This window comes from Iamia sp. (genome assembly GCF_035575815.1).
Lineage (GTDB): Bacteria > Actinomycetota > Acidimicrobiia > Acidimicrobiales > Iamiaceae > Iamia.
In genome coordinates this window covers 25182-36895 of sequence record NZ_DATLXO010000207.1, presented here as the reverse complement: position 1 = coordinate 36895, position 11714 = coordinate 25182, and the positions used below count along the sequence as shown (strand labels likewise).

The window sequence follows — 11714 nt, the reverse complement described above, 5'->3', positions numbered from 1 at the left end:
GGCGCAAACCACACGCGTGTCATATGATCCCTCCGTGGCGTACCAGGTGCAGACCGAGGTCTACGACGGGCCCTTCGACCTGCTGCTGCACCTGATCCTGCGTGAGCAGGTCGACCTCTACGAGGTCTCCCTCTCCGCCGTGGTCGAGGTCTACCTGGCCGAGCTCGACCGCATGGAGGTCATCGACCTCGAGGTCGCCACCGAGTTCCTGCTCATCGCCGCCACCCTGGTCGAGCTCAAGGCCCGCCGCCTGCTGCCCGGTGAGGCCGACGTCGACCTCGACGACGAGCTCGCGCTGTGGGAGGAGCGCGACCTGCTCCTGGCGAGGTTGCTCGAGTGCAAGACCTTCAAGGACGCATCCGCGGTGCTGGCCCGGCTGTCGGACGCCGCGGCGCGCTCCTGGGCCCGGCGGGCGCCGCCCGAGGACGTCTTCGCCCACCTCACGCCCGATGTCATGGACGGCGTCACGCCCGACGCCCTGTGCGATGCCTTCCTGCGGGCCACGGCCCCGAGGCCGGTGCCCCGCGTCGAGGTTGACCACGTTGCGCCCATCGGGGTGTCGGTGGCCGACGCCGTGGCTGAGCTGGTCGACGAGCTGCCCCGGGTGGGCACGATCGGCTTCCGGGCCCTGACCGCGTCGCTCGGCGAGCGCCTCGAGGTGGTCGTCCGCTTCCTCGCCATCCTCGAGCTGTGCAAGCAGGGCCTCGTCGACCTCCACCAGGGGGGCCGCGTCGGCGACATCCGCATCACGTGGACCGGCGGCGACGAGCAGGCCGAGAGCGCGCTGGCCGGCGTCAGCGGTGTCGACCGCTACGAGGGGTGAGATGGACGGCCCCGGGCCCGACGATCTGCCGACCGAGACCCGCCGGGCCCTCGAGGCGATCGTGATGGTGGCCGCCGAACCGGTGCCGCCCCAGATGCTGGCCCAGCTGCTCGAGGTCAGCGTCGATCGCGTCGAGGCCGCCTGCACCGCTCTCGCCGCGGGCTACGAGGCCGACCATCGGGGCTTCGTGCTGGTGCGGGTCGCCGGGGGGTACCGCTTCCAGAGCCACCCGGCAGCCGCGCCCTACGTCGAGCGCTACGTGCTCGAGGGCCAGTCCGCCCGGCTGTCGAGCGCGGCGCTCGAGACCCTCGCCATCGTCGCCTACAAGCAGCCGCTGTCGCGGGCTCAGGTCGCGTCGATCCGCGGGGTCAACGTGGACGGCGTGATGCGCACGCTGACCCACCGGGGTCTGGTGGCCGAGGTCGCCCGCGACCCGGGCCCCGGTCAAGCCGTGCTCTACGGCACCACGCCGTTGTTCCTCGAGCGCCTCGGTGTCGACTCGGTCGAGGACCTGCCCCCCATCGCCGGCTTCGTCCCCGACGCCGATGTCGTCGAGGCCCTCGAGCACACCCTCCGCTTCGACGGGGCTCCCGCTGGCGTTCCGCCCGACGACGGCGTCGAGCTCCGCGCCGACGATGGGCCCACCACCGTCGGGGTGGATGCGCCCGAGCCCGTCGGCGAGGCTGACGGTGACCATGCCGACGACGACGACGCCGGAGACCCCTGACCCCCGCATCCGCCTGCAGAAGGTGCTGGCCCGCGCCGGGCTCGGCAGCCGGCGGGTGTGCGAGGAGCTGATCGCAGACGGGCGGGTCACCATCGACGGGGAGGAGGCCATCCTCGGCGACCGGGTCGACCCCGACGCCGCCGTGGTCACCGTCGACGACGTGCCCATCGGCATCCGTCCCGGCTCGGTGTACTACCTGCTCAACAAGCCCGCCGGCGTCGTCACCACCGCCGATGATCCCCAGGGCCGCCCCATCGTGGTCGATCTGGTTCCCTCGGAGACCCGGATCTTCCCCGTGGGCCGCCTCGACCTCGACACCGAGGGCCTGCTGCTGCTCACCAACGACGGTGATCTCGCCCATCGCCTGACCCACCCGTCGTTCGGCATCGAGAAGGAGTACCTGGCCGAGGTGGAGGGCGAACCGGGCCGGGCCGCGGTGCGCCGCCTGCGCACCGGCGTCTCGCTCGACGACGGCCCCACCGCGCCGGCCACCGTCGGCACCGTGTCGCCCGCGGTGCTCCGCATCGTGATCCACGAGGGCCGCAACCACCAGGTGCGGCGCATGTGCGAGGCCGTCGGCCACCCGGTCCGCCGCCTGGTGCGCACCCGGCTGGCCACCCTCACCGACCCCCGGCTGGCACCGGGGGAGTGGAGGGCGCTCACCATCGATGAGGTCCGCGCCCTCGAGCGGGCCGCCGCCGGCCCCAACGACGAGGGCGACACCCGGCGCGAGCGGCGCGCCCGCGACCGCTGAACCCCCACCGCGGCCGACGCTGCGCCGCTCGGTAGAGTCGGCCGCCATGGCCCCTGCGGTGCGAGCCCTCCGGGGCGCCACGACGGTCGACGTCGACACCCCCGAGCACATCGAGGAGCGCGTCCGCGCCCTGCTCGACACGCTCCTCGAGCGCAACGCCGTCGACCACGACGACCTCATCAGCATCCTCTTCACCGCCACCGATGACGTGGTGAGCACGTTCCCGGCAACCGCGGCGCGAGCCAAGGGCCTGGGCGACGTGCCCCTCATCTGCGCCCGGGAGCTGGCGATCACCGGCGGCACCCCGATGTGCATCCGGGTGATGGTGCACCTGACGACCGACCGGGCCCGCCATGAGCTGCACCACGTGTACCTCGAGGGTGCCCGGTCGCTGCGCGACGACCTGCCCGCCTGACCCGTCGTGCCCGCCGACCCCCGGACGCTGCCCGACCCGTGCCCGGTCGTGCCCCTCGCCGCCTCACCCGACGTGCAGATCCGGGTGCCGGGCGGGCGCAGCATCACCAACCGGGCCCTGGTCGCCGCCGCCCTGGCCCCCGGCACCAGCCGCCTCCTGGGCGCCGGGCGCTCCGACGACACCGAGGCCATGGCGGGCTGCCTGCGGGCCCTGGGCGCCGAGGTGGACGCGCCCGACGCCGAGGCCACGGTGGTGGTCCGCGGCGTCGCGGGACGGCCCCGGGGCCCCGTGGAGGTGTTCACCCACCTCTCGGGCACCACGTCGCGCTTCGTCACCCCCGTCGTCGCCCTCGCCGGCGAACCGGTGCGCGTCGACGCCGCGGAACCGATGCGGGCCCGCCCCATGGCCGACCTGCTCACCGCCCTGCGGGCCCTCGGCGTCACCATCGTCGAGCACGGCGCACCGGGTCACCTCCCGGTCACCGTGACCGGTCCACCCACCGGAACCGACGTGGCGGTGGCGGGCACCGTCTCGAGCCAGTTCCTCTCCGGTCTCCTGCTCGCCGGCGGGGCCATGGCCGACGGCCTCACAGTCCGCCGCACGACCGACCGGCTCGTGTCGGCCCCCTACGTCGGGATGACGCGGGCGGTGATGGCCGCCTTCGGCGTCGGGGTGGCCGACGGCCCCGACGGCGCCCTCGTCGTCCCGCCCGGCGGCTACCGGGCCACGACGTATCCGGTCGAGCCCGACGCCGCCACCGCCGGCTACTTCCTCGCCGCCGCCACCATCACCGGAGGCCGTGTCCGGGTGCCGGACCTGCCCCCTGCCGCGCTCCAGGCCGACGCCGAGCTCGTCGACGTGCTCGGGGCCATGGGCGCCACCGTGCGCCGCGACGCGACCGGCACCGAGGTGGTCGGCCCCGCCGCCGGTCCCGACGGCCGGGTGCACCTGCGCGGCGGCACCTTCGACCTCACCGCGTTCAGCGACATGGCCCCGACCGTTGCGGTGGTGGCCGCGTTCGCCGATGAGCCGGTGCGGGTCACCGGCGTCGGGTTCATCCGGGGCAAGGAGACCGACCGCATCGCCGCCTCGGTCGCCGAGCTGCGCCGCTGCGGCGTCGACGCCCGGGAAACCGACGACGGCTTCGTCGTGCGGCCCGGGGGCGCCGGACCCCACGGTGCGGTGATCGAGACCTACGACGACCACCGCATGGCCATGGCCTTCGCCCTACTCGGCCTGGTGGTCCCCGGCCTCTCGGTCGCGGATCCCGGTTGCGTGGCCAAGACCCACCCCGGCTTCTTCGTCGATCTCGACCGCCTCCGGGCCTGACCGGATCCTCTAGGTTCAGCGCCGTGAGGGTCATCGCCATCGACGGACCGGCCGGGTCGGGCAAGTCCACCATCGCCCGTCGCCTGGCGACCCGGCTCGGCCTCGAGTACCTCGACACCGGGGCCATGTACCGGGCCGTCACCTTCGCCACCCTGCGGCGCGGGCTCGACCCCGGCGATGCCGCCGATGTGGCCCGCATCGTCGGCGACATCGAGCTGGAGGTCGGCGCTGAACGGGTGACCGTCGACGGGGTGGACGCCACCATCGAGATCCGCAGTCCCGAGGTCACCCGGGCCGTGTCGCTCGTCGCCGCCAACGTCGATGTGCGGTCCGAGATGGTCCGCCGCCAGCGGGCCTGGGCCACCGAGCGCGGCGGCGGGGTCCTCGAGGGTCGCGACATCGGCACGGTGGTGTTCCCCACCGCCGAGCTGAAGGTGTACCTCACGGCGCGCCCCGAGGTGCGCGCCGAGCGCCGCTCCCAGGAGGTGGCCGACCTCTCCTATGAGGCGGTCGCCTCCGACCTGGCCCGGCGCGACGCCCTCGATCAGAGTCGCGTGGCCTCACCCCTCGCCGAGGCGGCCGACGCCCTCATGGTCGACACCAGCGACCTCACCGTCGACGAGGTCGTGGAGGCGCTGGCGTCGAAGATGAGGACATGACCGACGCCTCGCCGCCCCCCTCCGAGGCCGAGGCCGAGGCCGAGGCGACCCGGGCCGAGGCGAGCCGGGTCGCGCTGGCTCGGGCGGCGCGCCGCAGCGGGGTCACGATCGGCCTCGGCCCGCCCACCGCCGGCGAGCGCCTCCTCTACGGCTTCGTGCGGGCCGCGATGGTGGGGTGGGCCCGGCTGTGGCTGCGGCTCGAGTACCACGGCCTCGAGCACATCCCCACCGACCGGCCGTTCATCCTGGCGCCGGTGCACCGCTCGAACATCGACTTCCTGTTGGCCTCGGGTTGTGTTCGTCGCCGTCAGCGGTTCTTGGCCAAGGACACCCTGTGGACCCCCGGCTTCGGGCGTCTCTGGTCCGCCCTCGGCGCCATCCCGGTGGCCCGGGGGACCGCGGATCGCGAGGCCCTGAGGGCCTGCGAGGCGGTCATCGCCGCCGGCGAGCCGCTGGTGATGTTCCCCGAGGGCACCCGCCAGACCGGCCCGGTCGTCCAGACGCTCTTCGACGGGCCCGCGTTCGTGCAGTCCCGCACGGGCGCGGCGATCGTGCCCGTGGGCGTCGGCGGCTCGGAGAAGGCCATGCCCAAGGGCGCTCGGGCCATCCGCCCCACCAAGGTCGTCGTGGTGGTCGGCGAGCCGCTCGAGGCCTCCACGGCCGGGGGCGCCAAGGCTCGTCGAGCCGCCCTGCGCACCCAGACCGCAACGCTCTACGACCGGCTCCAGGCTCTCTTCGACGAGGCCCAGCGTCGCGCCGGCACCCCCAACCGCCGCTGACTCCAGCTGTCGTCCGTCGCCGCGCCGCGAACTCACCGAAGTGGTCGCGATCTGCGTCGCTCCGGGAACGTGGACCGCGACCAGTTGGTCCCGAGTCTGGAAGTGGTCGTGACCTGCGTCCCCCCGCAGGCTGTTGCGACCAGTTCGGACGGCGCGGCCTACAGGGTGGCCAGCACGTCGCTGGCGGGCAGGGACCGATCGTCTCCCGGCGGCCGATCGGGGAGCGACCCGCCGAGGGTGAGGGTGGCCACCACGTCGATGGCCGAGACCAGGTCGCGCAGGTTCCGGGGCGGAGGGAAGTACTCGTCCTCCTCGGTGACCCGCACCGGCTCGGCCTCGGCCTTGGTGAAGCCCACGTGGGCCAGCACCTCGTCGATGAGCTCCTCGTAGGCCGACGCCCCGGCGGTGACCCCGATCGTGCCGGAGAGGTCGTCGGGGAGCTCGGCCGCGGTGTTGACCCGGAAGACGCGAGGGCAGCCGGCCTCCTCCGCCAGCTTGGCCAGGGCCATCGTGTTCGACGAGTTCGCCGAGCCGATGACGACGATCGAGTCGCACCGCGACGCCATCTCGAGCAGCGCGGTCTGGCGGTTGGTGGTGGCGAAGCAGAGGTCGCTGCGGCCCGGAACCCACATCTCGGGGAACTTCTCGACCGCCGCGTCGCGCAGCCCCGACCAGTCACGGTGGCTGAGCGTGGTCTGGGCCAACATGGCGACGGGTTCGGCGAACTCGGGGAGCCCCGCGACCTCGTCGAGGGACTCGACCCGGTGGATCGCCCCGGGTGCGACGGCCATGGTGCCCACCGCCTCCTCGTGGCCCTCGTGGCCGACGTAGACGATCTGGTAGCCCTTGCCGGCCCGCACCTTGACCTCGTGGTGGACCTTGGTGACCAGGGGGCACACGGCGTCGACGACGTAGCCCCCGGCGGCGCGCGCCGACTGGACGACCTCGGGGGCCGAGCCGTGGGCCGAGAGCATCACCGGGCGCCCCTCGGGCACATCGCCGATGTCATCGACGAAGACCACGCCCTGGTCGCGGAAGCGGTCGACCACCAGCTTGTTGTGGACGATCTCGTGGTAGCAGTACACCGGCGGCTCGAAGGCTCGCACCATCCACGCCAGGGCCTTGATGGCCATCTCCACGCCCGCGCAGAACCCTCGGGGCTCAGCCAGCAAGACGTGTTCGACGGGCATGGAACCCATGCTACCGACGCCCCACCTCACCCCCGAGGCGCCGGACCCCGGGGCCGAACTGGTCGGGGATCTGGGGGCGGGGGCGCCCGATGTCACGACCAGTTCGAGCGAGGAGGGAGCCCCGGAGCGAACTGGTCAAAGATCTGGGGGTTGGAACACCCGATCCCCCTACCAGCTCGAGAAGGGGGAGCGGGGACCGAGGGGTCGTAGGATCGTCCGGTCATGTCCGTGCCCCGAGTCGTCGCCGTCGCGCCCGGGTCCCCCGCCCAACGGGCCGGTGTGGTCGTCGACGACGAGGTGCTGTCGGTCGACGGCGAGTCGCCCCGCGACGTCATCGAGTGGCGCTGGCTCACCGACGAACCCGACCCCGTCCTCGACCTCCGGCGCGGCGGCCTCGAGCTCACCGTTGCGGTGCCCAAGCCGGCGGGCGAACCCCTTGGCATCGAGGTCCACTCGTCGCTCTTCGACCAGGTGCGCACGTGTGACAACCACTGCGAGTTCTGCTTCATCTACCAGCTGCCACCGGGCCTCCGCAAGAGCCTCTACCTGAAGGACGACGACTACCGGCTGAGCTTCCTCTACGGGAACTTCACCACCCTCACCCGCTTCACCGAGGCCGACCTCGAGCGCGTCGTCACCGAGGGCATCAGCCCCCTCAACGTGAGCATCCACGCCACCGATCCCGACGTGCGCACCGAGATGCTGCGCAACCGACGGGGGGCCACCAGCCTCCGCTGGCTGCGGGCCCTGCTCGACCACGGCGTGGAGGTCCACGGCCAGGTCGTGTGCTGCCCCGGGGTGAACGACGGTGACGTGCTGGCCGACACCCTCGTCGGCGTCCTCGACCGCTACGCCGAGCTGGCCTCGCTGTGCGTCGTGCCGCTGGGCGTGAGCCGCCACAACCCCGAACCCCGCATGCGCCCCACCACCCCGGCCGAGGCGGGAACGGTCATCGATGTGATCCACGCTGCCCAGGAGCAGTTCCTCCGGGTGCTCGGCCGCCGCCTCGTCTTCGCCGCCGATGAGTACTACCTCATCGCCGGACGGCCCTTCCCCGAGCCCGAGGCCTACGAGGGCTTCGCCATGCACGAGGACGGGGTGGGCATGGCCCGCACCTTCGAGGCCGAGTTCGCCGGGCCGACAGCTCCCGACGCGGCTCTGGCCTCGGACGGGGAGGCGGACAAAGCCACCGGCCGCGGGGTCCAGGCCGGCTTCTTCGCCTGGGCCGACGCGGCCGAGACGGGCCGCACCACCCGCTACGAGGCCGCCGGCGACTTCGCGGCACCGTCGGAGGGCTACCGCGCCGTGCGCAACCGCGACGGCGACGACATCGCCGCCGACGCCGCGCCGGTGGGTGTCTCGGTGACGCTGCGGGCCCGGCCCGACGCCCCCATCGCCATCGTCACCAGCGCCTACGGGGCCCGGGTCCTGGGCCCCCTGGTCATGACACTCGATCGGCCCGACGTGCGCATCGTCACCGTCGCCAACCGGTACTTCGGTGGCAACGTCGCCGTCGCCGGCCTCATGGTCGGCGAGGACCTCGCCCGTGCGCTCAGCGCCGAACCCGAGGGCCACCGCTACCTGCTGCCCGACGTCTGCCTCTCGGGCGGACGCTTCCTCGACGGCACCACGCCGGGCGACCTGCCGCGCCCGGTCGAGGTGGTGCCCACCGACGGGGCCGCCCTCCGCCGGGTCCTGCGCGTGGCGGTGGCGGCGGCATGACCGGCGGCACCCGGCCCGTGGGCGGGGAAACCGCCACGAGGCGCACCACCGCAGCCGAGCGCAAGCCGGTGTCGCCCGCCGCCGCGGCCGCCGCCCGAGCCGAGAAGCCGCCCGCCGAGGGGTTGCCCACCGTTGCCATCGTGGGCCGCCCCAACGTCGGCAAGTCCACCCTCGTGAACCGCATCATCGGCCGGCGCGAGGCGATCGTCGAGGAACGCCCCGGCGTGACCCGCGACCGCAAGGAGGTCGAGGCCGACTGGAACGGGCGGCACTTCACCCTCGTCGACACCGGCGGGTGGCTGACCCACGGCTCCGTCCTCGACGACAAGGTGAGCCGCCAGAGCGAGCAAGCCATCCGCGACGCGGACGCCGTGCTCCTCGTGGTCGACGCCACCATCGGCCCGACCGACGACGACGACCGGGTGGCCAGGCTGCTGCGGGCCGCGTCGGCGCCGGTGCTGGTCGTGGCGAACAAGGTGGACAGCACCAACCGCGACCACCTGGTGTGGGAGCTGCTGCGCCTCGGCCTCGGTGATCCGTTCCCCGTCAGCGCCCTCCACGGCCGGGGCACCGGTGACCTGCTCGACGCGGTGGTGGCGGCCCTCCCGCCCGAGGCGCTCGACGTGGTGGAGCGGCGGGGCATGCCGGTCGACGACGATGAGCGCACCGTGGCCGTGGCCATCGTCGGGCGCCCCAACGTGGGGAAGTCGACGCTGTTCAACCGGCTCACCGGCGAGGAGCGCTCGGTGGTCCACGACCTGCCCGGCACCACCCGCGACTCGGTCGACACCGTGGTCGAGACCGCGACCGGCCCCATCCGCTTCGTGGACACCGCCGGCATGCGCAAGAAGTCGAAGATCGACGACGGCGCCGAGTACTACTCGCTCGTGCGGGCCCTGCAGTCGGTCGACGCCGCCGACGTCGCCCTGCTCGTGATCGACGCCACCGAGGGCGTCACCCACCAGGACCAGCGCCTCGCCGAACGGGTCGACGCCGCCGGGTGCCCCGTGGTCGTGCTGCTCAACAAGTGGGAGCTGCTCGACGCTCGCGCCCGCGAGGGGGTCACCGACGAGATGGCCCGCAAGATGGGCTTCATCGGCGAGTCGCCGGTGCTGAAGATCAGCGCCCTCACCGGCAAGGGCGTCGCCAAGCTGCTGCCCGCGCTCTCGGGCACCATCGACCAGTACCGCCGCCGGGTGCCGACCCGGCGGGTGAACGAGGTCATCGGCGCCGCCCAGGCCGCCACCCCCGCCCCCCACGGCGCCCGGGTGCTGTACGCCACCCAGGGCGCCAGCGACCCGCCCACCTTCACGCTGTTCACCAACAAGGACATCTCGCCCAGCTACATGCGCTACCTGGAACGGTCGCTCCGTGAGGCGTTCGACCTGCGCCAGACCTCCATCAAGATGCGGGTCCGCCGCCGGAGCTGACCCGCGCCGGCGAACCGGTCAGAGATCTGGGTGTTCCCGCACCCGATTCCCCGACCAGTGCGGTGGGGGTCCACGCGCGCCGGCGAACCGGTCAGGGCCACTCGCCGCGGGACTCGAGCACCGCCTTGAGGATGTCGCTGCGGTCGGTCATCAGCCCGTCGACGCCCATGTCGAGCAGCTCACCCATCTCCTCGGCCCCGTCGATCGTCCACACGTGGACCTGCACGTCGAGGGCGTGGGCGGCACGCACGAAGCGGGGGGTGACGAGGCGCCGGCGGCCGATGTGGGTGGGCACCTGGGCGCACGGGCCGGCGAGCCTCCGCACCGGGGCGCCCGCCGCCGCCGCCGCCAGCTTGGCCGTCGCCCTCGGGCCCAGCGAGGTGCACAGCCGGGGTCCGAGCAGGGTCCGAAGGCGCGCCAGGCGGGCGTCGGAGAACGAGCCGCAGCACACCCGGTCGACCGCGCCGGCCCGCTCCAGCACCAGGGCCAGGGGCTCCACCACCCGGTTGTGCTTGGGGTCGATGTTGACCTTCACGCCCCCGAAGCGCTCGAGGATCTCGTCGAGGCGGGGTACCGGGTCGCCGTTCGCCCCGACCTTCGCGTGTCGGACCTCCGACCAGGGAAGCTCCGAGATCGCCCCGGTCATGTCGGTGACGCGGTCGAGGTGGTCGTCGTGGAACGCGACCACGATCCCATCGGCGGTGAGGTGGACGTCGGTCTCGATGTAGCCGAAGCCGAGGGCCACCGCGGCGTCGAAGGCGGCCATGGTGTTCTCACCCGGGCCGTCGGCGGCGTGAGCACCCCGGTGGGCGAAGGCCAAGGGTCCCGGGTGGTCGAGGAACGCCCAGCCGCTGCCCACGGCGGCCGAGGCTACCCCGCCCCCGGCGTCGCGAGGTCCGCCCGACCGGAGCGAAAGGGCGGCTTCCCGCACGGTGTCCGCCCGGACGGGGCAGAATCGAGGACCCTGTGGCCCCCGACGGCGAGAACCCCCTCGATCCGACCCACCCGTCGGACCTGACCGTGCGCTTCGCCGCGGTGCTGCGCCGGACCGAACCGCCGGGCACCCTGGACGAGGCTTGCACCCTGCTGGCCGCCCACTTCGGTGTGGGCGCGGACCCCGACGGCACCGATCTCGCGTCCGTGCGAGCCGGCCTCGACGAGCTGGCCAAGGGCGTCGAGGTGCCCAGCTTCACCGGGGTGGTCGAGCACCTTGACCGCGTCGGGCTCGGCGGGACCCCGTCGGACTACGGCACCGCGGCCAGCTCGATGCTGCCCGACGTGGTCCGTCGTCGGCGGGGTTTGCCGATCATGCTCGCCGTCGTCGCCGTGGAGGCCGCCCGTCGGGTGGGCGTCGCCGCCGCGGTGGTGGGGATGCCCGGCCACGTGCTGGTGGCGTCGGTCGACGAGCCGGGCCGTCTGGCCGACCCTTTCCACCGCCGCACCCGCCTCGACCCCGACGGTGCCCGTCAGCTCTTCGAGCGGCTGCACGGCGGGGCCGCCCACTGGGACAAGAGCTTCCTCGACCCCATCGGCCCGCCCCAGGTGGTGGCCCGGGTACTCGCCAACCTGGCCAACCGCTACCGGTCCGACAAGCGGCACCGCCAGGAGGCCGTCGCCCTCGGGCTGCGCAGCCTCGTGCCGGGCGTCAGCCTGGCCGAGAGGGGCACGCTGGCTTCGGCCCTGGCCCGCAGCGGCGCCTTCGATCGCGCCGCGGTCGCCATCGAGGAGCTGGCCGACGCCGGTGGAGCGGGGACCGAGCCCGATGACCTGCGGGACCAGGCCACCCGTTGGCGGGCCCGCCTGAACTGAGGAGGACCGCGTTCTAGCCACCCTGGTGGTGCACACGAGCGCAGCAGGGTGGCACTTTCGAGTCCGCCCGACCGACT

At 73.5% G+C, this 11714-nt stretch carries 12 protein-coding genes; 10 read left to right on the top strand and 2 right to left on the bottom strand.

What is annotated here, in order from left to right; genetic code table 11:
* The first annotated feature begins 34 nt into the window (after positions 1-34).
* From VNL12_RS20720 to VNL12_RS20690, 7 genes are read left to right on the top strand one after another with little or no spacing between them, the layout of a single operon-like run.
* The gene (locus tag VNL12_RS20720; protein ID WP_325597292.1) at positions 35-823 is read left to right on the top strand and encodes a segregation and condensation protein A; all 789 of its coding nucleotides are present in this window, start codon (positions 35-37) and stop codon (positions 821-823) included.
* A gap of 1 nt (position 824) precedes the next feature.
* On the top strand, positions 825-1550 hold the full coding sequence (gene scpB, locus VNL12_RS20715; RefSeq protein ID WP_325597290.1) for an SMC-Scp complex subunit ScpB: 726 nt from the start codon (positions 825-827) through the stop codon (positions 1548-1550).
* Complete coding sequence (locus VNL12_RS20710) at positions 1519-2304, top strand: pseudouridine synthase (protein ID WP_325597288.1); 786 nt, start codon at positions 1519-1521, stop codon at positions 2302-2304. The genes scpB and VNL12_RS20710 overlap by 32 nt, the downstream gene beginning before the upstream one ends.
* Before the next feature lie 46 nt (positions 2305-2350).
* On the top strand, positions 2351-2719 hold the full coding sequence (gene aroH / locus VNL12_RS20705; protein WP_325597286.1) for a chorismate mutase: 369 nt from the start codon (positions 2351-2353) through the stop codon (positions 2717-2719).
* 6 nt (positions 2720-2725) lie between these two features.
* Entirely contained in the window at positions 2726-4048 is a 1323-nt protein-coding gene (gene aroA, locus VNL12_RS20700; protein ID WP_325597284.1) for a 3-phosphoshikimate 1-carboxyvinyltransferase, read from the top strand.
* Between the two features lie 23 nt (positions 4049-4071).
* Positions 4072-4707 carry a (d)CMP kinase gene (gene cmk, locus VNL12_RS20695; protein WP_325597282.1) on the top strand — a complete coding sequence of 212 codons (636 nt, stop codon included), beginning with the start codon at positions 4072-4074 and terminating at the stop codon, positions 4705-4707.
* A complete protein-coding gene (locus VNL12_RS20690) occupies positions 4704-5486 on the top strand; it encodes a lysophospholipid acyltransferase family protein (RefSeq protein ID WP_325597280.1) in 783 nt (260 codons plus the stop codon). Before cmk ends, VNL12_RS20690 begins: the two co-directional genes overlap by 4 nt.
* 158 nt (positions 5487-5644) lie before the next feature.
* Here the strand turns inward: VNL12_RS20690 and ispH are convergent, their stop codons facing one another.
* Positions 5645-6676, bottom strand: coding sequence for a 4-hydroxy-3-methylbut-2-enyl diphosphate reductase (gene ispH, locus VNL12_RS20685; protein WP_325597278.1), 1032 nt, complete (start codon positions 6674-6676; stop codon positions 5645-5647).
* A gap of 222 nt (positions 6677-6898) precedes the next feature.
* Here ispH and VNL12_RS20680 point away from each other — a divergent pair, with 222 nt between their 5' ends.
* Both VNL12_RS20680 and der read left to right on the top strand, forming a co-directional pair.
* The gene (locus VNL12_RS20680; protein WP_325597277.1) at positions 6899-8398 is read left to right on the top strand and encodes a DUF512 domain-containing protein; all 1500 of its coding nucleotides are present in this window, start codon (positions 6899-6901) and stop codon (positions 8396-8398) included.
* Positions 8395-9828 carry a ribosome biogenesis GTPase Der gene (der, locus tag VNL12_RS20675; RefSeq protein ID WP_325597275.1) on the top strand — a complete coding sequence of 478 codons (1434 nt, stop codon included), beginning with the start codon at positions 8395-8397 and terminating at the stop codon, positions 9826-9828. Before VNL12_RS20680 ends, der begins: the two co-directional genes overlap by 4 nt.
* Positions 9829-9919: 91 nt before the next feature.
* Here the strand turns inward: der and VNL12_RS20670 are convergent, their stop codons facing one another.
* Entirely contained in the window at positions 9920-10687 is a 768-nt protein-coding gene (locus VNL12_RS20670) for a glycerophosphodiester phosphodiesterase (RefSeq protein ID WP_325597274.1), read from the bottom strand.
* Between the two features lie 107 nt (positions 10688-10794).
* Between VNL12_RS20670 and VNL12_RS20665 the strand changes: the two genes are divergently transcribed.
* A complete protein-coding gene (locus VNL12_RS20665; protein ID WP_325597272.1) occupies positions 10795-11637 on the top strand; it encodes a transglutaminase family protein in 843 nt (280 codons plus the stop codon).
* Positions 11638-11714 lie beyond the last annotated feature (77 nt).